The sequence below is a fragment of the Ignatzschineria sp. PL_is040 genome (assembly GCF_055813795.1).
In genome coordinates this window covers 21216-44151 of the sequence record NZ_JBVPGU010000006.1, presented here as the reverse complement: position 1 = coordinate 44151, position 22936 = coordinate 21216, and the positions used below count along the sequence as shown (strand labels likewise).

Annotated in this window: 19 protein-coding genes and 2 riboswitches; of the genes, 10 read left to right on the top strand and 9 right to left on the bottom strand. The window is 44.0% G+C overall.

What is annotated here, in order from left to right:
• Nucleotides 1-22 precede the first annotated feature (22 nt).
• Nucleotides 23-523: a CopY/TcrY family copper transport repressor gene (locus tag AC0SAP_RS07865; RefSeq protein WP_473383787.1), complete on the bottom strand. Its 501-nt coding sequence runs from the start codon at nucleotides 521-523 to the stop codon at nucleotides 23-25.
• Between the two features lie 109 nt (nucleotides 524-632).
• On the bottom strand, nucleotides 633-1532 hold the full coding sequence (locus AC0SAP_RS07860) for a LysR family transcriptional regulator (RefSeq protein WP_473383786.1): 900 nt from the start codon (nucleotides 1530-1532) through the stop codon (nucleotides 633-635).
• Between the two features lie 282 nt (nucleotides 1533-1814).
• On the opposite strand from AC0SAP_RS07860, the gene AC0SAP_RS07855 reads away from it, so the two are divergent.
• From AC0SAP_RS07855 to AC0SAP_RS07835, 5 genes are all read left to right on the top strand, one after another.
• Nucleotides 1815-2411: a nitroreductase family protein gene (locus AC0SAP_RS07855; RefSeq protein ID WP_109236763.1), complete on the top strand. Its 597-nt coding sequence runs from the start codon at nucleotides 1815-1817 to the stop codon at nucleotides 2409-2411.
• Nucleotides 2412-2621: 210 nt separating this feature from the next.
• Entirely contained in the window at nucleotides 2622-2840 is a 219-nt protein-coding gene (locus tag AC0SAP_RS07850) for a hypothetical protein (RefSeq protein WP_473383785.1), read from the top strand.
• Nucleotides 2841-2842: 2 nt separating this feature from the next.
• Nucleotides 2843-3067, top strand: a complete 225-nt coding sequence (locus AC0SAP_RS07845; protein WP_473383784.1) for a hypothetical protein — start codon at nucleotides 2843-2845, stop codon at nucleotides 3065-3067.
• A 263-nt stretch (nucleotides 3068-3330) separates the two neighbouring features.
• The gene (gene mgtE / locus AC0SAP_RS07840; protein WP_473383783.1) at nucleotides 3331-4737 is read left to right on the top strand and encodes a magnesium transporter; all 1407 of its coding nucleotides are present in this window, start codon (nucleotides 3331-3333) and stop codon (nucleotides 4735-4737) included.
• A 163-nt stretch (nucleotides 4738-4900) separates the two neighbouring features.
• A complete protein-coding gene (locus AC0SAP_RS07835) occupies nucleotides 4901-6487 on the top strand; it encodes a phospholipase D family protein (protein ID WP_473383782.1) in 1587 nt (528 codons plus the stop codon).
• A gap of 6 nt (nucleotides 6488-6493) precedes the next feature.
• Here AC0SAP_RS07835 and proP read toward each other — a convergent pair whose 3' ends face one another.
• From proP to AC0SAP_RS07820, 3 genes are all read right to left on the bottom strand, one after another.
• Nucleotides 6494-7978 (bottom strand): glycine betaine/L-proline transporter ProP, encoded by a 1485-nt coding sequence (proP, locus tag AC0SAP_RS07830; protein ID WP_473383781.1) that lies wholly within the window; start codon nucleotides 7976-7978, stop codon nucleotides 6494-6496.
• Between the two features lie 640 nt (nucleotides 7979-8618).
• On the bottom strand, nucleotides 8619-12287 hold the full coding sequence (metH, locus tag AC0SAP_RS07825) for a methionine synthase (RefSeq protein WP_473383780.1): 3669 nt from the start codon (nucleotides 12285-12287) through the stop codon (nucleotides 8619-8621).
• A gap of 338 nt (nucleotides 12288-12625) precedes the next feature.
• Nucleotides 12626-13135, bottom strand: a complete 510-nt coding sequence (locus tag AC0SAP_RS07820; RefSeq protein WP_109236769.1) for a hypothetical protein — start codon at nucleotides 13133-13135, stop codon at nucleotides 12626-12628.
• 86 nt (nucleotides 13136-13221) lie between these two features.
• Nucleotides 13222-13319, bottom strand: a riboswitch (SAM riboswitch).
• Nucleotides 13320-13513: 194 nt separating this feature from the next.
• Nucleotides 13514-13623, top strand: a riboswitch (SAM riboswitch).
• Between the two features lie 126 nt (nucleotides 13624-13749).
• Between AC0SAP_RS07820 and metF the strand changes: the two genes are divergently transcribed.
• Nucleotides 13750-14649: a methylenetetrahydrofolate reductase gene (gene metF / locus AC0SAP_RS07815; protein WP_473383779.1), complete on the top strand. Its 900-nt coding sequence runs from the start codon at nucleotides 13750-13752 to the stop codon at nucleotides 14647-14649.
• A gap of 56 nt (nucleotides 14650-14705) precedes the next feature.
• Here the strand turns inward: metF and AC0SAP_RS07810 are convergent, their stop codons facing one another.
• A complete protein-coding gene (locus AC0SAP_RS07810; protein ID WP_473383778.1) occupies nucleotides 14706-15869 on the bottom strand; it encodes an alpha-hydroxy acid oxidase in 1164 nt (387 codons plus the stop codon).
• Nucleotides 15870-16337: 468 nt separating this feature from the next.
• On the opposite strand from AC0SAP_RS07810, the gene AC0SAP_RS07805 reads away from it, so the two are divergent.
• Entirely contained in the window at nucleotides 16338-17351 is a 1014-nt protein-coding gene (locus AC0SAP_RS07805) for an isopenicillin N synthase family dioxygenase (RefSeq protein ID WP_473383777.1), read from the top strand.
• A 247-nt stretch (nucleotides 17352-17598) separates the two neighbouring features.
• Complete coding sequence (locus AC0SAP_RS07800) at nucleotides 17599-18501, top strand: MetQ/NlpA family ABC transporter substrate-binding protein (RefSeq protein WP_473383776.1); 903 nt, start codon at nucleotides 17599-17601, stop codon at nucleotides 18499-18501.
• Between the two features lie 122 nt (nucleotides 18502-18623).
• Here AC0SAP_RS07800 and trhA read toward each other — a convergent pair whose 3' ends face one another.
• Nucleotides 18624-19244 carry a PAQR family membrane homeostasis protein TrhA gene (trhA, locus tag AC0SAP_RS07795; RefSeq protein WP_473383775.1) on the bottom strand — a complete coding sequence of 207 codons (621 nt, stop codon included), beginning with the start codon at nucleotides 19242-19244 and terminating at the stop codon, nucleotides 18624-18626.
• A gap of 554 nt (nucleotides 19245-19798) precedes the next feature.
• Nucleotides 19799-19981, bottom strand: coding sequence for a hypothetical protein (locus tag AC0SAP_RS07790; protein WP_473383774.1), 183 nt, complete (start codon nucleotides 19979-19981; stop codon nucleotides 19799-19801).
• Between the two features lie 497 nt (nucleotides 19982-20478).
• Here AC0SAP_RS07790 and AC0SAP_RS07785 point away from each other — a divergent pair, with 497 nt between their 5' ends.
• Both AC0SAP_RS07785 and AC0SAP_RS07780 read left to right on the top strand, forming a co-directional pair.
• Nucleotides 20479-21132 (top strand): DUF1190 domain-containing protein, encoded by a 654-nt coding sequence (locus AC0SAP_RS07785; protein WP_473383773.1) that lies wholly within the window; start codon nucleotides 20479-20481, stop codon nucleotides 21130-21132.
• Nucleotides 21133-21134: 2 nt separating this feature from the next.
• On the top strand, nucleotides 21135-22298 hold the full coding sequence (locus tag AC0SAP_RS07780; RefSeq protein ID WP_473383772.1) for a glutathionylspermidine synthase family protein: 1164 nt from the start codon (nucleotides 21135-21137) through the stop codon (nucleotides 22296-22298).
• Nucleotides 22299-22372: 74 nt separating this feature from the next.
• Here the strand turns inward: AC0SAP_RS07780 and AC0SAP_RS07775 are convergent, their stop codons facing one another.
• The gene (locus AC0SAP_RS07775; RefSeq protein ID WP_094568346.1) at nucleotides 22373-22813 is read right to left on the bottom strand and encodes an RrF2 family transcriptional regulator; all 441 of its coding nucleotides are present in this window, start codon (nucleotides 22811-22813) and stop codon (nucleotides 22373-22375) included.
• Nucleotides 22814-22936 lie beyond the last annotated feature (123 nt).

Here is a 22936-nt window from a genome sequence, read left to right as displayed (position 1 = left end):
AATAGATTCTCTTTTTCACTCATCACTGCGCTCCCTCTTTTTGGCTCGAATAGCTGTTTGAACAGACTCTTTTTACCTTTTTATGACAACTACACTGCCCAACAAAACAATCACAAGGGATCTGATCGATCACCTGCTTCTCGGCGATGGTAAGCGCCTCTTTTAGCAACGGAATATCCTCTTTTGCTAATGCTTGTGCCTGTAATAATCGAGCAATCTTCTCCGCTCGATCACGCGCACAGACAAAGCTAAAGAGCATTGCCGCAGCATGGTCCCAAGCCTCTTCCTCTTCAATATTGGGCTGATAGAGATAGCGGTTGCCCATCTGCTCTGTAATCACCGCCTCTTTTGCCACAAGTCGTGCCAACAATGTCTTGATCGTGGTGGGTTTCCACCCTCTCTTTTTCGTTAAAACAGCGATCACTTCACGGCTACCCACCGCACCATTCGCCCATAAAACTCGCATCACTTCCCACTCCGATGGGGTGATCTCAATCATCTTACGGCGCGCTATCGATTCCATCGATCTCTTCACTCCTCTCTTGCAATTCTCATTCTACTTATCATGACCACAAGTGTAGTCATCAATAGCTGAAATTATAAAATTTCTCCCCTCAATTGTCTATAGCGTTTTAGTGAGAGAATTTCATCTGCAGATATTGCATTAAAGAGCGAACAGTTGCCGGCAGATAACGGCTCTCGGGATAGACAAGATGCACTGATTTCGGTTTGGGTCGATGCTCTGGAAAGAGCTCAATAATACGCCCCGCTTCAATCTCGCTATCGACGGCATAATCGAAAAATTGCATCATGCCAAAACCATTTAATACTGTCTCAAAAGCCCCTAGAGAATTAGAATGCACCATTGCCGGCGAAAAATGAAAAGGTGTAGAATCAGTGCCAAATTCCCAGGGTAGTAGTTGCCCGGTATGGGGAAATCGCAGTGCGATCGTCTGCGCTTGATGGAGCTCTTCTAATGATTGAGGTTCACCATAGCGCTCTAAATAGGCGGGAGATGCCACCAACTTCAATTGTGCTTGATGAAGTTCTTTCGCCACCAAACGATCCCCTTTAAGTTCACCAATACGAATAGCAAGATCAAACTCATCTTTGGTAAAGTTAACGTAAGAGTTACTCAGTGAAACCTCAAGCTGGATACTCTCATGATGCGCCTCTAAAAAAGGGGTCATTGCCGGCAGAAACTTCTTAATGCCGTAACTATCGGGCATACTGATGCGTAAAATACCATGGAGATCACCACTACTACTGATCTGCCTTTCAATATCACGAATATTTTCAATCGCCTCTTTGCAGACAAGGTAGTAACTCTTTCCCTCTTCAGTTAAGCGCATTGATCGAGTTGAGCGTTGAAAAAGTTTAATATTCAACTTTTTCTCTAAGCGAGAGACCGCCTTACTCACCGCAGAAGGTGTGACACCAATCGCAATAGAGGCATCGGTAAAATTACGGCTCTCTGCCGCCTTACAAAAAATTTGTAGATCATTAAAATCCATATTGTGGAGTAGAGTCATCACCTATCCTCGCAACTTGCTCCCATTCACGATGCTATAAGTACTTCAAAATAGCACTGAGCATCCCCTCTTCATCAAACTATTTTAGCGCTATTTGTGCCGCTTAGGCATTAAAGATTTTCTTCTCATCTATAGTCAAAGATGAGATTAATCCCTATGATGAAGGGGAATCTTAAGAGAGTAGTCTCAATCTGAGAGGCGACTCTGTGCTCTTGGCGCAAAGTCTTATAGGTTAGCGTCATTACGAAACAAAATTAAAAATCGATAGAAGGAATTAAATCTATGCAAAACTTTACCTCACTAGTGGAAAAACGCCGGACAATTTACCATCTTGGAAATAAACTTCCTCAGTCAAAAGAAGAGATCAATCAATTAATTGAAAAAGTTACGAAAGATACGCCCTCTGCTTTCAATTCCCAAAGTTCTCGCGTTGTTGTCTTGCATCATGATGCGCATCAAAGATTATGGAATATCACTTTAGAGGCCTTAAAAGCCATTGTTCCTGCAGATAATTTCGCAGCTACAGAGGCGAAGATTAAGAGCTTTGCGGCCGGAGCAGGTACAATTCTCTACTTTGAAGATCAGCAAGTTGTGGAAGATCTGCAAGAGCAATTCTCTGCTTATGCCGCTAACTTCCCGAAATGGTCAGAGCAAGCACACGGTATTACCGCATATGCTGTTTGGCTCGCACTGGCAGAGGTCAATATCGGCGCCTCTCTACAACACTACAATGAGTTGATTGAAGCTGCCGTTAAAGCAGAGTGGAATCTTCCTGAAAAATGGGCATTAAAAGCGCAGATGCCATTTGGTTCAATCGAAACAGAGGCAGATCCTAAAGCCTATATCGATACTGCTGCACGTTTTAAGGTCTTTGGTTAATATCCATCAACAAGGGTTCATAAGTGTTGATCGGTTAATCACTTATTCACTCAAGCAGAAGATCGACATAATTCGAGATTATCTCAAAAGGAGGAATTCCCTCCTTTTTTTGTGCTCCATTTTTGTGTTCCATGATTAACGCTACATCGCTAATCTACAGCGCTAATATTATCCCTTAATAATAGAGATGTTTTAAATACCCACAGGCTGATGCATTGCCGGTCCTCACTATCACGTACTTCCCCAGATTTCGTGCCGGCAATGGGCATTAAAAACGCCGACCTGCGGGCATGCCATCGTAATAAGAGTGCAAGTGTTCCCTCCCGCCGCTCTACAAACGACTTATCTCCTGAAACCCCAAAAGCTGATGCATTGCCGGTCCTCACTATCACGTACTTCCCCAGATTTCGTGCCGACAATGGGCATTGAAAATGCCGACCCGCGGGCATGCCATTGTAATAAGAGTGCAAGCGTTCCCTCCCGCCGCCCTACAAACGACTTATCTCCTGAAACCCCAAAAGCTGATGCATTGCCGGTCCTTACTATCACGTACTTCCCCAGATTTCGTGCCGACAATGGGCATTGAAAATGCCGACCCGCGGGCATGCCATCGTAATAAGAGTGCAAGCGTTCCCTCCCGCCGCCCTACAAACTGACTTATCTCCTGAAACCCCAAAAGCTGATGCATTGCCGGTCCTCACTATCGCGTACGTCCTCATACTTCACTCCGGCAAATAATAATCCCTATCGCCAGTATCGACTGTCTTAATCTACAGGCCAAAACAACATTTAAGAAAATCCTAAAAAGCGCCAAATCAATGATAAAATAGGAAAAGGTTTGATAATAGAGCCATCAAACTTGAGATTTCGCTGCTTTAAGCAATGTTATTCACACCCATTTCAAGGAAAGTGATTATTTATGGTTACTTATGAGAGCAACAATCTGTATCAAATTCTACAACCGATTATTGAAGATAATAGATATCAAGCCTTCGAAGAGTTGGTCGACACAAGCCAACCTATCGATATGGCGGATGCCTTAGAACTCTTCCCCACTGAATCGATTATCCCGCTTCTTGAAAAATTACCGGCAGAGAAGTTAACTGAGCTCTATCCTCACTTTGAAGAGGAGGAGAAGGTTAAAATTATCCCTCATCTTAATATTGAGACTCTCCAAACACTCCTCAACCGACTCCTATCAGATGAGCAGGTGACACTCTATCTCACATTGAGTAAAGAGCAGCGAGATATCTTAATGCCCACACTCTCAAAAGAGGAGCGTGAAGCGATTATTACGCTCTCCTCCTATCCTGAAGAGAGTATCGGTTCTATTGCTTCTGCAGATTATGTTAGCGTGACAGCAGATGGCACGGTCTCTGATATTTGGCATAAAGTCCGCCAAGATGCAAAGACTAAAGAGGCTCTTTCACAAATCTATATTACCGATGAATATCGCCATCTGATCGGTGTTGTATCACTACAAGATATCCTTCTCTCTAAAGATAGCGACCTTATCCGCGATATTATGGATACCGATGTGATTCAGGCAAAGGCATCAGAAAATAGCCAAGTGGCAATCGCACTGATTGAGCGTTATGATCTCCCGGCACTTCCTGTTACCGATAATAACGGGCATCTCATCGGTATTGTCACGATCGAAGATGCGATGGAAAAATTACGCGAAACAGCAGCCGGCGCCTTTGCAAAGCTCGGGGGTAACGTGGCAATGACAGGGCCTGAGCTCGATTACCAATACTCCAGTTTCTGGCGTATGTTCCGTGTAAGAGGCTTCTGGTTAGTGATCTTAACCATCTTTGGCGTCTTTACTAGTACCTTTGTCGCACGGCAAGAAGAGATTCTCTCTGAGGTGATTATTTTAGCCGCATTCCTCGCTCCGATCGTCGATATGGGCGGAAATACGGGGAGCCAATCGGCCACATTGGTGATTCGCTCGATGGCATTAGGTGATATTCATCTTAAATGGAAAGATATCTGGTTTATTATTAAAAAAGAGATCCCCGTTGCTCTTGCGCTAGGTGTTATGGTGGCGCTTGTAGAAGTGGTGCTCGCCTTCTTCTTTAAGAGTGAAATTAGCATCAATGTTCTCATGGTGGTTGGCTTCTCGATGATTACCGTCACCTTTATGGGTGGTCTTTTCGGCATTATGCTGCCCTTTATCGCAAAGCGCTTCAATGTTGACCCGGCAACCCTCAGCTCCCCGATGCTCACCTCTATTATGGATTTCTTAGGCGTTGTGATCTATTTCGGATTTGCTTATTGGTTCTTAAGTGATCTATTAGTTGAAGCGGCCGCTGTGGTGGGTTAGATCAGAAAGATAGCGTATCCATTAGAGTCTCTTCAATAGAGATTCTTCAATAGAAGATCTTCTATTAATCGCCCCAAAGCAGATTGATTCAATAAAACTAATTTGATAAGTGGATCAATAGCTTTGGGGTTTTCTTTGGAAATTTAAGCGATTACATGCACTTATGGCTAATAAGATACAAAAAATATTCCCTGCAAAGATCATCAAGTCCCTATTTATGAGCCTTATCATTACTATCATTCTCCTTGCTCTTTTTGCCACATATGCAATAAAGCCATTACCAGAACTCAAACAGGTAAAAAGCAGCGCTCTGCCTATCAATGAGGAGAATAAGCTCGTACAGATGTTACAAAAAGAGTATCCGGAAGATCCCAACTTAACAGGGATATTAGAGCTCTCTGATCCTCTTGATGCTTTCGTTGCTCGCTCTGTACTTCTCAACTTAGCTCAAGAGTCGATCGATCTACAATACTATATTTGGCGCCCCGATACATCGGGAACCATGCTGCTCTACGACCTCTATAATGCAGCTGAACGCGGTGTTCGTGTCCGGTTACTACTCGATGATAATAATACTCGAGGTCTTGATGACCTTATCGCGGTTTTAAATTATCACCCCAATATCGAAGTGCGCCTCTTCAATCCCTTTACTAATCGCAAATTTCGCTTTTTAGGATATCTAACAGATTTAAAGCGTTTAAATCATCGCATGCATAATAAGCTCCTTATCGTCGATGGAGTAACAGCCATTACAGGGGGACGCAATATTGGGGATGAATACTTTGCTGCCGGTAATGGTACTCTCTTTGTTGACCTAGATGTGATGGCGATCGGCAATATTGTGCCACAACTCTCTCACGACTTTGATCGCTATTGGAATAGCGAGCTCTCCTATCCTGCTAAACAGATCGTGACAAAAGAGTATGGATCGGATCATATCGCTGCTTTTGAAAAACTTCGCAAAGTCAAATATCGTGCTGATGTTGAGACTTATCAAACCGCATTGACTCGATCTAAATTATTAGAAAAGCTCTATCATCACAATATCGATTGGCAATGGTCAGAAGCGATTCTGATCTCCGATCCTCCTAGTAAAGCACTCGGTGTCTGGAGTCAAAATGATTTTTACAAGCCACTCTATAACGCGATTGGCGACGCCCAAAAAGAGCTCTTTTTAGTCTCACCCTATTTTGTACCGACAAAGGTAGGTACTGCTTTCTTAAAAGATCTTGCAGAGCAAGGTATCCAGATATCGGTATTAACAAACTCCTATGAAGCCACCGATGTCGCCTTTGTCCATTCAGGATATATTAATTATCGCAAAGCGCTTATTGAGGCAGGCATCAATATCTATGAACTTAAAAAATCACATGATAAAACCCCTCATCTCAAAGATAAGGGGCTTGTGGGAAGTTCCGGTTCCAGTTTGCACGCTAAAACATTTGTTGTTGATAACGATCGCCTATTTGTCGGCTCATTAAATCTCGATCCTCGATCAGCAAAAATCAATACCGAGATGGGGCTTGCGATCTTAAACCCCCATCTCGCTAAAGATATGACCGACCGCATTAAGCATCATCTATTAGAACGCTCTTACAAAGTGATCTTAGAAGATGATCAATTAAAATGGCAGCTATTTGATAATCAAGAGAGATTACTCAAAACTTATGATGTCGAGCCAAATACATCGATCTTAGAGCGAGCGATGATCCGATTTTTAACTTGGCTCCCTATTGAGTGGCTTCTCTAGCTATCACTAGCCATCAATCTCCGGATGTTGGTCGATCAATCGCTCACGACGCTTCTGAAGGCGCGCAATCTCCTCATCAATGCTCTCGATGCGACTCTCGATGCGATCATAATGTGCTTGCAGAATCTCTCTCGCTTCGCTACGGTCAGAGGCAATCGGTGTCTCCCCACGTAATGGGCGATTCGCCGTCTCTTTCATATTGAAGGTCAAAATAATCCCAATAAAAGCTGTCGCCATTAGATAAAATGCCGGCACATAGAGATTATTGGTCAATTCGATCAGCCAAGCGGTTAAAGTCGGTGTAAATCCTGCCACTAAAACAGAGATATTAAACGCCGTTGCCATCGCACTATAGCGAACCTTTGTAGGGAAAATCGCCGGCAAAATAGAGGCCATCACCCCGGTAAAACAACTCAACATTAATGCAAGGAAGACTAAACCTAAAAAGATTAACCCCACATTACCGGTATTGATAAGATAAAAGGCGGGAATCGCCCCAATCAACATCCCGACACTACCGATTTTAATAAAGACTTTTCGACCAAAACGGTCACTCAATAGACCAACAATAGGTTGGACAAAGAGAATCCCGATCATAATAGCAATAATGATTAAGACACCATGGTCAGCGCTATAGCCCAAACTAAATGAGAGATAACTCGGCATATAGGTGAGTAACATATAGTAGGTCACGTTAGTCAAAATAACGATCCCGACACTCAAGAGAATACTCTTAGTATTATTACGAAGAACCGTTAAGAGCGACTCCTTCTCCACCGGCTTTGCCTCAATGCTTTCGCTATGCTTTAGATATGTCGGCGTCTCATCGAGCGCATGGCGCAGATACATTCCTAAAATACCTAAAGGTCCGGCAATAAAGAAGGGAATTCTCCAGCCCCACTCTTCAAAACGCGCATCCCCTAAAAGGGTGGTAATAAGAACAACAACACCGGCACCTAAGACAAATCCTGAGATCGAACCAAAATCGAGCCAGCTACTCAAAAATCCTCGGCGGCTATCAGGAGCATATTCCGCAACATAGATCGCGGCACCCGTATACTCTCCGCCAACAGAGAAGCCCTGTGCTAACTTTGCAATTAAGAGTAGGATCGGCGCCCAGATGCCGATTGTGGCATAGGAAGGAATCAGACCGATCGCAAAGGTACTGACCGACATGATAATAATCGTCACAGCAAGAATCTTCTTCCGCCCAAACTTATCCCCTAGAACGCCGAAGAAGACGCCGCCAATCGGTCTGACTAAAAAGGGAACCGAGAAGGTGGCCAATGATGCAACTAACTGTACGCCAGGGGAGGCATCTGGAAAGAAGACTTTCCCTAAGACATAAGCCAAAAAGCCATAGACCCCAAAATCGAACCACTCAATGGCATTACCTAATGCCGCGGCGGTAATTGCCTTGGTAAATTGATCGTTCTTCACGATCGTAATATCACTCAACTCCATCGGTTGGTGTTTTTTCGTGTTTGTCATAAATCTCCTTATTAGGTAGATATTCCATAATGAACTCACGAATTGCTTCTAAGGTATTACTCCTCATTAGGGAAGTTCATTCAAATACCTATCTGTTGGAAATATCAGTCGCAAACCCTAAAAAGCCTCTGATATTATTCAATAAGATTCAAAAAAGTTTAAAAAATTGAAAATCTTAATCTGAAAATAGAATAGCGAGGCTCGATTTCTATTTGTAATTAATATTTTCTCTATAAAGATCGCATCTCATTAAAAATATTAATTAGATATAAAATCTCATTACTGTATGTATCTCCTCTTTTAAAGCAGGAAAATGCCCTTTTTCAATACCTCAAATAGAGCTAGCGCTATACCTTCCACCCTGATTGATCACTTTTTGTGATGGATAAATGAGAAAAACTCCTATTTATGCCAAAGTTAATCACTTTTAATGATGCCCTGAAATGTTAATAGTTCTAAATGCGTAATATTTAGACAAAATAATGGATCTTTTCAATGAAAAAGTTGGGGAAAAAATCGGAAAAAAGTGAGCTAAAATGACAAAAAACCGCAATAAATGCGGTTTCCCATCAAGAGATCATTATCATATCACTCAATATTCTATCCCTTTTTTATCTCTCTTCTCATGTAAAAACTTTCACTACTCCTCCGGTTCATATCCTAAATTGGGCGCGAGCCATTTTTCTGCTTCTTTAAGATCCCAACCTTTGCGCGTAGCATAATCTTCAACCTGATCACGACCCATTTTCCCCACCCCAAAGTAGTGTGCTTCGGGATGAGCAAAGTACCAGCCGGAAACTGCCGCTTGTGGATACATAGCAAAACTATCAGTAATTGCGAGACCGATACGCTGATCAGGATTGAGAAGACGCCAGAGTGTTGCTTTCTCCGTATGTTCTGGACAGGCGGGATATCCCGGCGCCGGGCGAATGCCGCGATACTCTTCTCGAATCAGAGCCTCATTATCAAGCATTTCATCCTTGGCATACCCCCAATACTCTTTACGCACCCGTTTATGGAGATACTCCGCTAAGCTTTCGGCAAGACGATCGGCAAGCGCTTTGAGCATAATCGCACTATAATCATCATGATCAGCTTCAAATGCCTCAATATAGGGCTCAATTCCGATACCTGCCGTACAGGCAAATGCGCCGATATAATCCTCTTCACCGATAAAATCAGCAAGAGAGCGATTCGGCATCTCATTGGGTCGCTCTGTCTGTTGACGCAGATGATGCAAACGTGCAAGTTCTTCTGTACGAGTATCATCTGTAAATAAAATGGTACTTTCACCTGCATTTTTTGCAGGAAATAGTCCGACAACAGCTTTCGCTGTTAACCACTTCTCCTCAAGAATTTTTGCCAACATCTTTTGTGCATCTTGATAGACTTTTGTCGCCTCTTCCCCAATAATTTCATCTTCTAATAATTTTGGGAACTTCCCACGCAACTGCCAAGAAGCGAAAAAGGGGGTCCAATCGATCGTTGCCACAAGATCTTCGAGCGGTACTTCAAACTCATGAATCCCCATCTTCTCCGGTTTTACAATATGATCAAATCTTAATTTTAAACGGTTATTAACCGCCTCTTGAAAGGGGATCAGCTTAATATCGCGCTGTCTTTCGAGGTACGCTGTACGGCGCTTTGCATAATCCTCTTTCACATCCTGCATAAATTGATCGCGCAGCTCCGGGCTAATCAGAGATTGTGCGACCCCTACAGAGCGAGAAGCATCACGAACATGAACAACGGTATGCCGATATTGTGGGGCGATACGAACCGCTGTATGAGCAAGTGATGTGGTCGCACCACCAATCATAATAGGAATATCGAGACCTCGGCGCTCCATCTCTTTGGCAAAGCCGACCATCTCTTCAAGTGATGGCGTGATTAAACCGGAAAGACCGATCACATCCACCTGCTCTTCGAGCGCCTTCTCAATAATTGCCGGCGTGGGGACCATCACCCCCATATCGATCACCTCAAAGTTATTACATTGCAATACAACACCAACAATATTCTTCCCAATATCGTGAACATCACCCTTTACTGTCGCCATCAAAATCTTGCCATTTGACTGACTTGTATCGCCAAACTTTCTCTTCTCCTCCTCAATAAAGGGGATCAAGTAAGCTACCGCACGCTTCATCACTCGCGCTGATTTGACCACTTGGGGCAGAAACATCTTTCCTTCACCAAAAAGATCTCCCACCACATTCATACCGGTCATTAAGGGGCCTTCAATCACCTCAATCGGCCGTGAATAGCTTTGCCGCGCAAGTTCAGTATCCTCTTCAATATAGCTATCAACGCCATTGACTAAGGCATAGGTTAATCGTTCAGCAACAGGAAGCGCTCGCCATTCGAGATTCTCCTCTTTACGAGTTGCTCCCTCCCCTTGATATTTCTGTGCTAGCTCTAAAAGGCGTTCGCTCGCTTCAGGATCTCGATCAAATAGCACATCTTCAATCCCTTCTCGTAACTCTTCGGGAATATCCTCATAGATCGCAAGCTGACCAGCATTGACAATCCCCATCGATAATCCTCGCGCAATTGCATGATAGAGAAAGACTGCATGAATCGCCTCACGTACTAGATTGTTCCCTCTAAAAGAGAAGGAGACATTAGAGATCCCCCCTGAGATATGGACATAGGGGAGATTTTTCCGAATCCATTCCGTCGCTTCCAAAAAATCTAACCCATAACGATTATGTTCTGAAATGCCCGTTGCAATCGCAAAGACATTGGGGTCGAAGATAATATCCTCCGCCGGAAAGTTGACCTCATTGACCAAAATATCATACGCTTTTGAGCAGATCTCAATCCGACGTTCTAAATTATCTGCCTGCCCGGCCTCATCAAATGCCATCACCACAATGGCAGCGCCATATTTTTTCGCCAGTTTTGCCTGCGCAATAAATTGCGCAACTCCCTCTTTCATCGAGATTGAGTTGACGATCCCTTTCCCTTGAATGCACTTAAGCCCCGCTTCTAAGATCTCCCACTTTGAGGAGTCGATCATAATGGGCACTTTAGAGATATCGGGTTCTGAAGCAATAAGATTGAGGAAGGTGACCATCTCCGCTTTCGAATCGAGCATTCCCTCATCCATATTGATATCGATAATCTGCGCACCATTTTCCACTTGATCACGCGCTACTTCCAAGGCTTCGGCATAGTTCTTCTCTTTAATCAGCCGCTTAAAACGGAGAGAGCCGGTAATATTGGTTCGCTCTCCCACATTAGCAAAGAGCGATTCACCAATCGTTAAGTTACACGCCTCTAAGCCTGAAAGGCGCAATGATTTTACCTTCTCCTCCGGAATACGAGGAGCGATCGATGCGACCTTCTCAGCAATTTTCGCAATATGTTCCGGTGTTGTTCCACAGCAGCCCCCGACGATATTGAGAAAGCCTGACTCTGCCCACTCTCCCATCTCTTGCGCCATCTCCTCAGAGCCAAGATCATACTCCCCAAAAGCATTGGGAAGGCCGGCATTAGCATGAGCAGAGAGATAAAATTCGGAAATATGGGAGAGTTCTGCGACATAGTTTCGCAGAAGATCAGGTCCTAACGCACAATTAAGACCGATCGAAAAGGGGCGAACATGGCGTAACGAGTTGTAGAAAGCTTCGGTCGTCTGCCCTGAAAGCGTCCGCCCTGAAGCATCTGTAATAGTGCCGGAGATCATCACCGGTAAACGAATCTCTTTCTCTTCAAAAAAGGTCTCGATCGCAAAAAGCGCTGCTTTCGCATTGAGCGTATCGAAGATAGTCTCGACCATTAAGATATCGGCACCGCCGGCTACCAAGCCAGATATAGCTTCCAAATACCCTTCAACTAATTGATCAAAAGAGGTATTTCTAAAGCCAGGGTCATTCACATCAGGGGAGATCGAGGCCGTCTTACTAGTAGGGCCTAAAACCCCCACCACAAATCGGGGCTTTTCTGTTGTGCTATAACGCTGACACGCACGCTTAGCTAATTGCGCCGCCTCATAATTGATCTCATAAACATAAGGCTCCATCCCATAATCGGCCATCGACATTTGAGTAGCATTGAAGGTATTGGTCTCAATAAGATCAGCTCCCGCCGCAAGATAGGCCTCATGAATCGCCAAAATAATATCAGGTTGCGTTAAGACTAAAAGATCATTATTCCCCTTAAGATCTTGGGGCCAATCCTTAAAACGCTCACCACGAAAGTCAGCCTCCTCCAATTGTCGCTTCTGGATCATCGTCCCCATTGCTCCATCTAAAATCAGGATGCGTTTCTGGGCGATACTCTGAAGTTGCTCTTCGATAGCCATAAAATAGATACTCCTCTCTCTACCGGCAGACGCAATTGCTGCCATCATCAATAGTGGTTAACTCAGTGAGTGTTACTCATTTATGCGACGAACTTAACTTGTAGCGCACTTTAAAAAAGTGTCGCTCTCATCACCATCTTGGTAATCGCTTATCGTCGTTCATAATCGTTCTAAATAGAGAGAGAGGAGGATAGAGAAAAATAGAATCGGCCATAAAAAAGCGCTAATCACAGATCAAATCTGCCACTAGCACTTCTTTATTAAGATCAGCCTATACAAGATCACCTTCTAGAGCGCAACAGATCAAGCATCCTAAAAGATTGATCAACGATGACACATTAATCAGGAATATCGATCTTTCCTGAGATAGCAGGTTTCACTGCCTTACTATCGATAATTAATGTGGGCTGCAGTGAAGGATTAGAGGGATAATTTGATCCTCCCCACTTCATCACCACTTGCCCTTTCCCTTTGCTATAAACGGAGAGATCAGACCAACCATTTGAACGTGCTTCTAAGACATAGATCGGCGCATTCGCAACTGTCGATTTTGATGCTAATTTATAATTACCATCTGCTAAACCTTCAAAAACTAACAGTGTACAGCCACCGGTTCCACACCACTCCTCCCCTTCAAGAAGTACTAAACCATCATCGATCCCATCTTGGTTAAGATCAGCATAAGCGACGGCATAACTTGGTGCGGTCTCATTGGTGAAATTTTTAATTGCTGCCTCTAACTGCGGTGTTGCAACAACCTCTTCTAACTCAATAGAACTCCCTGCTGTTTGACAGCCTGCTAAAAAAAGTGCGGAAAGTGCTACGGTTAATAGACCTTTTTTCATCATAGTGACTCCCTTTGTTGTCCTGAGACTTCTGGTATAAAAAAAGCTCTTCCTGGGTAACAAGAAGAGCATCATTAACTGATTAATGCTTCTTATCTGCCAGACTCATCGATCTGTTGGACTTAGCACAAAAAGATTGGTGCTGAGACTTCATTGGGCCAATTCCCTCCATCTCTCTTAATAAGAACTACCCTTTCACTATATCACTCAAAATTTAGAAATAGCAAAATAAAAGTGCAATTTAAAGATCTGAAGGCGCTATAAACACTTCAATCTAAAAAATAATCGACTCAAAAGAGAGTAAAAAATTTGCTTTTTACGTAACAACTCCTCTATAGTGAAAAGAGATGGTAGAGAGAGCAACCCGCTTTCAATACCACGATCTTATCAAGAGCGGCGGAGGGAAAGGCCCTGTGATGCCCGGCAACCTGATGAAAATTAAGGTGCCAATTCCTTCGACCTATCTAGGGATAGTGATCGAAAGATAAGTTTGCGTAATGCCAACACTTGATGAGAACGAGTGCTGGCTTTTTTTATGCCAGTTCGAAAATGGAAAGACCATTCAATAACCCCAATTTCAATTCCCCAATAACCATTAATCGACAGAGGATAAATAGATGAGTGCACAATATGTTGAGCTATTAAACCAGAGCCTTTCTGAACTACAAAATGATGTTAATGTCTCTTTTGAGTTCTTTCCCCCCAATAGCGAACAGATGGTCACCACCCTTTGGAACTCCATTGAGCGCCTTAAAGTCTTAAAACCCCAATTTGTCTCCGTCACTTACGGTGCGAATGCATCAACGCGGGATCGAACGCACCGTGTCATTGAAGATATTGTCCATAAAACTGATCTCACCGCCGTTCCCCATCTCACCTGTGTGGATACCTCCGAAGAGGAGCTTCACCAGATTGCCGATAACTACTGGGATCTTGGCATTCGCCATATATTGGCACTTCGGGGCGATCTCCCTAAAGGTGCTGAAAATCCGGGGATCTATGCCGATCACTTAGTGAGGCTTCTAAAAAAACGACACGATTTTGAGATCTCTGTCGCCGCCTACCCTGAGATTCATCCCGAAGCTAAAAATGCCCAGGCAGACCTTCTTCACCTCAAACGAAAGATCGATGCCGGCGCCAATTTGGCGATCACCCAATTCTTCTTCGATATCGATGCCTTTCTTCGATTTCGTGATCGTTGCGTTGCTGTCGGGATTGAGACGGAGATTGTCCCTGGGATTCTTCCTGTCTCCAATTACGATTCTCTTGTGAAGTTCGCCGGCCCACTCAATGTTAAAATCCCCTCCTGGCTTCATAAACGCTATGAAGGCTTAGAGAATGATCCCACCACTCGAAACCTTGTGGGGGCAAGTATCGCCATCGATATGGTGAGAGTTCTCCGAAAAGAGGGGATTCAAGACTTCCACTTCTATACGCTCAATCGCTCTGAGCTAACCTATGCAATCTGCCATACCTTAGGATTGCGCCCTGAACCACAGCTCGTGAAAGAAGTTTAAGTGGCAATCATCAATTGTGGTTCCATGTGAAACATTAAAAGAGGGAGCGCATAGGTTTAACGAAACGGATCAGGAATTGTGGAAGGAACAAGGATATGGCGTCCCACATGCGCAACATCGGTCTCGCCACAAAAAGCCATACTGGTCTCAAACTCATTGCGGATCAGCTCCAATGCCTTTGTGACCCCAGCTTCCCCCATAGCGCCTAGACCATAGAGATAAGCGCGACCAATCATTCCGGCATTGGCTCCTAATGCAACTGCTTTGAGGAGATCTTGCCCAGAACGAATACCACTATCGAGAATAATCTCGGTAGAAGTGCCGGCAAGCGCTTCAACAATAGAAGGGAGAACCGCAATGGAAGAGAGCGCACCATCTAGCTGGCGCCCGCCATGATTACTTACAACAATGGCATCGGCACCCACTTGATGCGCCATCTTGGCATCTTCAGCATCTAAGATCCCTTTTAGGATAATTTTGCCACCCCACATCTCTTTGATCCAGGCGATATCATCCCAATTGAGGGTTGGGTCAAATTGCTGATTAGTCCAAGAAGCAAGAGAACTTGGATCATCGATCCCATCCACATGCCCGACAATATTGCCAAATTGACGCCGTTTTGTCTTCAACATATTCCAGCACCAACGCTGTTTAGTGAGGAGATTTAACCAGTTTCGAAGTGTCGGTTTTGGTGGCACCGAAAGACCATTTTTAAGATCTTTATGACGCTGACCGATCATCTGCAGATCGAGGGTAATCACTAAAGCATCACACCCGGCGCTTTTCGCGCGATCGATAAGGCGCTGCATAAAACCACGATCACGCATCACGTAGAGCTGAAACCAAAATGGCTCCCCCACCTCATTTTTAATATCTTCTAAGGAGGCGATACTCATTGTTGATAAGGTATAACGAATACCAAATCGCGAAGCGGCTCGTGCTGCAAGAATCTCCCCATCGGGATGGACCATGCCCACAAGTCCGGTAGGAGCAATAGCGAGCGGCATCGACATCGGAATACCAAGGACTCTCCGCTCTAACGATCGATTCTCCATATTTCGCGCCACTTTCTGTACCAATTTAATCTTCTGAAAGTCAGATTCATTCGCACGATAGGTGGATTCGGTCCAAGAACCTGAGTCGACATAATCATAAAACATTTTGGGTACACGACGTTTGGCGAGCAGACGAAGATCTTCGACATTGGTAATCGTTGTCATACTTAAAAATTGAACCTCATAACATAATCTAAATTAATAATCTGAATTAAAAAGGACTCCGCTTGAGTCCAAATAGCCTCAAAACACTATACTGCTCACCAGAAAGAGTGACAATGATTTATTACGATGATTTATGACGATGATTCATGACGATTTTTATCAATAACCCTCTCTATAGCCCTATTTGCAATCCTATCTGTACCCCTACTTACTGCTCTATTTACCACTCTACTTACAAAATTATTTGCACTTTTTATCAATGTAGTCTATACATATATGTAATGCCGATTTGATAACAGCTTGCGGGCATAACCAGCTAAAGCGTCCCTCTCAAAAAGAGATTCTCCCCCTAAGATACCTTGTGGAGAGCAGGCAGATCAGATCGCAATTGAACAACTGCAATGGAATCTAATCGATCAAGACGATTAGAACCTGACAAACCTGACAATCATCACAAGGAGAAAATGTATGTCATCAGAGAATCCTCAACTTCCCATCCTCGATTATCATCAATTTCTTGCAGGAGGCGATGAGCGAGAAGCTTTCCTAGAATCGCTCCGCTATGCCGCACATGAGATCGGCTTCTTCTACCTTAAAAATCATAATATCCCCCAATCATTGATCGAAAAGGCGCAAAGATTAGCGAAAGAATTTTTTGCGCTACCATTAGAGGAGAAGTTAGCGATCCATATGTCGAATTCACCTCACTTTCGGGGCTACACCAATATTCATGATGAGATTACACGAGAGAAGCCCGATAGCCGTGAACAGTTCGATTTTATGCCGGAGTATGAAGCGATTCCCCTCGATCAGATCCCTCATGATCAACCTTGGCTTCGCCTTCAAGGCCCTAATCAGTGGCCCGACTCGCTTCCGGAGTTGCGCCCCACCTTTATTGAACTTCAAGAGCGTCAGACAGAATTAGCAAAGTCGATGCTAACCGCTTTTGCTTTAGCCTTAGGGCAGGATGAGGAGATCTTCGCACCCACCTACGCGCATAAACCCTCTGTTCTCTCCAAAGCGATCCACTATCCCGGCGTCGATGGCGAGCAAGGGGTCGGACCTCATAAAGATTCTGGCTATATCACCTTTGTTCAACAGGAGGATCAAGCGGGATTAGAGGTCTTAAAAGATGATGAGTGGGTCTTAGCAGAGCCGATCGAGGGAACCTTTGTTGTCAATATTGGTGAACTCCTTGAGATCGCCTCACAAGGATATCTTAAAGCGACGCTTCATCGCGTACTTCCCTCCCCTATTGGGCAAGATCGCTACTCTATCGCCTACTTTTTAACCTCACAGCTCGATGCCACCGTGCCACTTTTAACATTACCGAAAGCGCTACAGGGAAAAAGTTTTTCAATCACCCAAGATCCTAAGAACCCGCTCTTTACACAGATTGGCAAAAACTTCTTAAAGGGACGTTTACGCTCCCATCCTGATGTTGCCGCGCGCTTCTATGCAGATATCTCAATTGATGAGTAGGTGAGTCGATAGAGAGAGAAATTGTGATCAATAGTTATGGTTATCGGTAACTGGTAACTGGTAACTGGTAACTACCAATAACAACTAACAGAGCACTTATCCTAATAACTATGACATAACACAATCATTCAACCACACAATAACAATTAACAATTAACGATCCACAACAACAGAATGCCGATTTAGAAAAGCTTGCGGGCAGAACAGCTAAGCGAATCTCCTTTTCGGCACCTACTAGGAGAATAAGATGAAAATCAACACCCCATTCCTCACCCCCACCTTCTCACCAAGCGATAAAAAGCCTTCCCTTTGGCGTTCACTTAAACGGGGAGCGCAACTGCTTCTATTAGCAACGCCTCTCCTCTTAACGGCATGTTCAGATGATGGCTCAACGGTCCACGCGGGGGAAAATAGAATTAAAATCGGCACTTCTCCTGGGGATTTTGCCGATATTGTACGAGAGTATCTTGCGCCAGAATTACAAAAATCGGGTTATCAAGTAGAACTCACCGAGATCACCGATATTGTGATCCCTAATGTCAGCGTTGAAGAGGGTGCACTCCATCTTAACATCTTTCAACATCGCCCCTATATGGAGGAGTTTAATCGTGTTCGCGATGGCCACCTTGCCCCGTTAGTTCAAGTTCCAACTGCACCTTATGGTCTCTATGCCGGCAAGAAGAGATCGCTCGATGAGATCGAAAAAGGAGCAACGGTCGGGATTCCCTCCAATGTCACCAACTTTTCCCGTGGGCTCTGGATTTTAGAGAACTTAGGTTGGATTGAACTCCGTGATGATATTGCCGATCCTTTCCGTATTGAGAAGCGTGATATCACGAAGAACCCCTACCAATTGGAGATTAAAGAGATTGAAGCGGCCCAGATGACTCGAGCACGTGATGATCTCGATTATGCCATTATCAATGGAAATTTTGCTCTCGATGCCGGCATCCATTTTACAGAAGCACTCACCATTGAGCCGAGTAAATATTTTGTCAATTGGGTCGTAGTGCATGAGAAGAATCTCAACGCTCCTTGGGCAACAGCAATTGTGGAGATTATCAATTCTGATGGTTTTAAAGCGTATAGCCAAGAGCGATTCCCTGGCTATAATCTCCCCTTAGCGTGGGAAGAAGAGAGTGATCAATAGCACAACATGATTTCAACAGGATTTAAAATAGATCAGCGAAGCGGTGGAGATCCATCGCCCGCTGATGATCATATTTTCCGGAAATTGAGGATTGCTTCTTGCCGGCGCGAAATCTATATCTTCTACTCAACATAGAAAAGAATACTAAAGTATTGACAGGCACTACCACCAATGACAAATAGATGCCAAATGCCATGCGCATGTTTAACCTTTTCATCCAAAAGAAAGAAGATCACGCCGAGTGTATAGACGACCCCACCGGCAATTAGCCAGAAGAGCCCCTCAGATGAGAGCGCTATAGAGAGCGGTTTTGCCGCAATCACAATCAACCAACCCATCACAAGATAGATCGTTAATGAGAAGATCTGTGTTCGACGACCGATTAAGATCTCCTGAATAATCCCGATCGCCGCTAATCCCCATGAGACACCAAATAATGACCAACCCCAACCACCCCCTAAAGTCACCAAAGTATAAGGGGTATAACTCGCTGCAATTAAGAGATAGATCGCACAGTGATCTAATACCTGAAAGAGATCTTTCCTTGGACCGGGCTGAAGAAGATGGTAGATTGTTGAGGTGAGATAGAGTAAAACAAGCGCCGCGCCATAGACCGAGACACTTACAATCTTCCACGCATCATTATAGAGGCTGGCATAGACAATAATAAATGACATCCCTCCTAATGCGAGTAAGGTCCCAATTAAATGGCTATAGATATTAAATTTTTCACCTTGAGGCATCTTATATCACTCCTTACACTCATTGCTGTGTTGACGCATTGCACAACTTCAGTGCTTAGTGTAGCACTCCTCAGGACCACTTTATCAACCAAAATAAGAAAATCTGTAGAGCCACAGAAATCGACGACTGCACGCTTTTCACCACTCTATGCCCGCAGGTCGACATTCTCAATGCCGAGATTAATATCATTGAAGTATCCATAATTGCTGGCGATTGAAAATCGCCACCTGCCGGCGCAAGATATGTGGAAATACGCGATAGTAAGATCCGGCACCTCATCGACTCATTTTTTCAATCAACAATTCTTAAGAAGATTCATTGAAAGGCGGGAGCCCACCATTTCGCTCTTTTCACCACTCTATGCCCGCAGGTCGGCATTCTCAATGCCGAGATTAATCTCATTGAAGTATTCATAATTGCTGGCGATTGAAAATCGCCACTTGCCGGCGCGAGATATGTGGAAATACGCGATAGTAAGATCCGGCAATCGTTCAGCTTTTTTGTTTCAATATGTTTCAATAAATAAGATCATCAGCAAAGCCACTGGAATCGACTATCGCACACTTTTCACCTCTACATGCCCGCAGATCGGCATACTCAATGCCGAGATTAATCTCATTGAAGTATTCATAATTGCTGGCGATTGAAAATCGCCACTTGCCGGCGCGAGATATGTGGAAGTACGCGATAGTAAGATCCGGCAATCGTTCAGCTTTTTTGTTTCAATATGTTTCAATAAATAAGATCATCAGCAAAGCCACTGGAATCGACTATCGCACGCTTTTCACCTCTACATGCCCGCAGATCGGCATTCTCAATGCCGAGATTAATATCATTGAACTATCCATAATTGCTGGCGATTGAAAATCGCCACTTGCCGGCGCGAGATATGTGGAAATACGCGATAGTAAGATCCGGCAATCGTTCAGCTTTTTTGTTTCAATATGTTTCAATAAATAAGATCATCAGCAAAGCCACAGAAATCGACTATCGCGCGCTTTTCACCACTGCATGCCCGCAGGTCGGCATCAATGATGCCGAAGAAGTTATCACAATGATGATCAGACAATTACACATTTTGATTCCCATTATTATGAAAAATCGCTATATATCGAGTTATTCCCTCTAAAATTGGGTAAAATAGAAACGGTATACATAAAAAGTTGAATAGATATTCAGCAGATAGATATTCAATCATTGAGTTATCTCAACAACTAGATTTTAGGAGCAAAAATGCGTAAACGTACTACAACCGTTAATCTTGATCGATTCCGTAAAAAGCGATCACTTCGCCTCAAACCACTTGCAGTCATTGTCGCCTCTACGCTCTTCCTTGCTGCATGTAATGATAGTAACGCACAGCAGGAAGAGGTCTCCATGTATCGCAACGTTGAAGAGTGTGTGCGTTACAATCCCGATGCAAAATCGCTCTGTGAAACAACCTTTGCACAAGCACAACAAGAAGCGCTCGATACCGCACCTCGCTTTGCGACAAGAGAGGATTGTATTGCTGAATTTGGGGAAGCAGGTTGTCAAGTTGCACCACTCAATCAAGAACAGAATAGCGCACAATCGAGCGGAAGCTTCTGGATGCCCCTTATGGCAGGCTTCCTCTTTGGTAAAATGATGGGTGGATTTAATGCCCATAAGCCCCTCTACTCGCCTCAAGCAGGTCCGAATAAAGGGCAATTCTTCGATTCTAGTGGCAAAAACTTTGGCAATGTCAAACCAGGAACAAAGTTTAAAGTCAATCCGACAGATTTAAGACCCGGAAAAGCAGGACAGACACTGCGCCGTGGTGGTTTTGGCCAGATGGTCTCTAAACAGAATATGGCGCCGGCAAAATCGGCTTCGGGAAGCAATACTCGTCGTAGTGTAGGTGGCTAGCGATGAAACGCATCCCTATTACCGAACGCCCCCATTGGCAACAACAAGCTGAAGAGTATGGCTTTAACTTCCATACTATGTATGGCGAGCGCTACTGGTGTGAAGATTTCTACTATCAATTTGGCCTTAAAGAGATTGAACTGATTGAATCGGCCACAGAAGAGCTTCACCAGATGGCGCTTCAAGCGGTTGAGAGAGTGATTAAGAGCGAAAAACTGCTGGAAAGATTTCAGATTCCGCCTCAAAGCTGGCGCTTTATTCGAGATTCTTGGGAGCAGAAAGCCCCATCACTCTATGGTCGTTTTGACTTTGCCTACGATGGTGCCGGACGCCTTAAGCTCTTAGAATATAATGCGGATACCCCCACTTCTCTCTATGAGAGCGCCTTCTTCCAATGGCTCTGGCTAGAAGAGCAGATTGAAGCGAAAAACCTGCCGATGATCGCCGATCAATTCAATAGTATTCAAGAGCAGTTGATCTCTCGCTTTTCAGAGTTACGCGCCTATCATCAAGTGGAGTTACTTCACTTTAGCTGCTGTCAAGATTCAGATGAAGATCGAGGGACGGTAGAGTATCTGGAAGATTGTGCACAAGAAGCCGGTTTAGCGACTCAGTTTCTCTATATTGAAGAGATTGGCATCAATAGCGAATTGGAATATACCGATCTCGATGATGATCCGATCAAAGCGATCTTTAAGCTCTATCCTTGGGAATTTATGTTAGGGGAAGATTTTGCGAGCTATCTCGATATGAATAAGACCTTATGGCTAGAGCCAGGTTGGAAAGCGATTCTCTCTAACAAAGCGCTTCTCCCCCTCTTATGGGAGATGTTTCCTAACCATCAATATCTTCTGCCCACCTATTTTGCCGATGATCCTAAAGCAAAAATACTCACTGATTATGTGAAGAAACCACTCTTCTCTCGAGAAGGGGCAAATGTTGAGATCATCACCGATGGTAAAATCCTAGAGAGTGCAGATGGCCCTTACGGCATCGAAGGCTCCATTATTCAAGCCTATGAGCCGCTGCCCGTTTTTGATGGCAATCATGTTGTCGTAGGAAGTTGGATCGTTGGTGATACCGCTTGTGGACTCAATATTCGTGAAGATCACTCTCGGATTACCCAAGATCTTTCACGCTTCTATCCCCATGCGATTATTGGCTAATCAATTTGAAAGAATCATTAAAAGAGAAATGCGCCTTACCGGGCGCATTTTTTTATAAATAACCTCTAAGAAAGTTAGAGATAATACATATAGTTGCCCTCTTCCTCTTGTGCTTCTAAAGCAATGTCGGACAACTTAATATTGGTTAAAATCTTCATCAATCCTTCACTCATAGGGCGATAGACCTGTTCAAGCAGAGCACGCTCAATATTGTGGGCGGTCTCTTCCACCGTGGCATCATTTTCCGTAAAGAGTGCCGGCTCAACACTACTTAAAATGTCATAGAGCGTAATCTCTTTAGGTGCTCGCATGAGATAATATCCCCCTTGAGCCCCTTTGATCGAACCGACAACTTCTCCCCGACGCAGTTCTGAGAAGATTCTCTCTAAATAGATTTTAGAAATCTCTAAATCTTCGGCAATCTCTAAAACTGTAGTGACAGGCTGAGACTCATGGACTAATGCCATCTTCACAAGCGATGCTAATGCATAACGAGATTTTGCGGATAACTTCATAGAAACTCCTCAGTGAATATTAATTGACAACTATTTCCAGATCCTGATACTCTACACTATATAGAGTAAACATATAATAATGGTATGCTTATCATTCGTCAATAGCGGTTTTCTTTTATAAGC

What these genes read in the sequence shown, in the direction of transcription:
- mgtE (WP_473383783.1), top strand. Translation starts at nt 3,331, where the DNA reads ATGGTTACTTATGAGAGCAACAATCTGTATCAAATTCTACAACCGATT.
- AC0SAP_RS07835 (WP_473383782.1), top strand. Translation starts at nt 4,901, where the DNA reads ATGGCTAATAAGATACAAAAAATATTCCCTGCAAAGATCATCAAGTCC.
- AC0SAP_RS07805 (WP_473383777.1), top strand. Translation starts at nt 16,338, where the DNA reads ATGTCATCAGAGAATCCTCAACTTCCCATCCTCGATTATCATCAATTT.
- AC0SAP_RS07865 (WP_473383787.1), bottom strand. Translation starts at nt 523, where the DNA reads ATGGAATCGATAGCGCGCCGTAAGATGATTGAGATCACCCCATCGGAG.
- AC0SAP_RS07800 (WP_473383776.1), top strand. Translation starts at nt 17,599, where the DNA reads ATGAAAATCAACACCCCATTCCTCACCCCCACCTTCTCACCAAGCGAT.
- trhA (WP_473383775.1), bottom strand. Translation starts at nt 19,244, where the DNA reads ATGCCTCAAGGTGAAAAATTTAATATCTATAGCCATTTAATTGGGACC.
- AC0SAP_RS07785 (WP_473383773.1), top strand. Translation starts at nt 20,479, where the DNA reads ATGCGTAAACGTACTACAACCGTTAATCTTGATCGATTCCGTAAAAAG.
- AC0SAP_RS07775 (WP_094568346.1), bottom strand. Translation starts at nt 22,813, where the DNA reads ATGAAGTTATCCGCAAAATCTCGTTATGCATTAGCATCGCTTGTGAAG.
- AC0SAP_RS07780 (WP_473383772.1), top strand. Translation starts at nt 21,135, where the DNA reads ATGAAACGCATCCCTATTACCGAACGCCCCCATTGGCAACAACAAGCT.
- AC0SAP_RS07860 (WP_473383786.1), bottom strand. Translation starts at nt 1,532, where the DNA reads ATGACTCTACTCCACAATATGGATTTTAATGATCTACAAATTTTTTGT.
- AC0SAP_RS07850 (WP_473383785.1), top strand. Translation starts at nt 2,622, where the DNA reads ATGCATTGCCGGTCCTCACTATCACGTACTTCCCCAGATTTCGTGCCG.
- metH (WP_473383780.1), bottom strand. Translation starts at nt 12,287, where the DNA reads ATGGCTATCGAAGAGCAACTTCAGAGTATCGCCCAGAAACGCATCCTG.
- proP (WP_473383781.1), bottom strand. Translation starts at nt 7,978, where the DNA reads ATGACAAACACGAAAAAACACCAACCGATGGAGTTGAGTGATATTACG.
- metF (WP_473383779.1), top strand. Translation starts at nt 13,750, where the DNA reads ATGAGTGCACAATATGTTGAGCTATTAAACCAGAGCCTTTCTGAACTA.
- AC0SAP_RS07855 (WP_109236763.1), top strand. Translation starts at nt 1,815, where the DNA reads ATGCAAAACTTTACCTCACTAGTGGAAAAACGCCGGACAATTTACCAT.
- AC0SAP_RS07820 (WP_109236769.1), bottom strand. Translation starts at nt 13,135, where the DNA reads ATGATGAAAAAAGGTCTATTAACCGTAGCACTTTCCGCACTTTTTTTA.
- AC0SAP_RS07810 (WP_473383778.1), bottom strand. Translation starts at nt 15,869, where the DNA reads ATGACAACGATTACCAATGTCGAAGATCTTCGTCTGCTCGCCAAACGT.
- AC0SAP_RS07845 (WP_473383784.1), top strand. Translation starts at nt 2,843, where the DNA reads ATGCCGACCCGCGGGCATGCCATTGTAATAAGAGTGCAAGCGTTCCCT.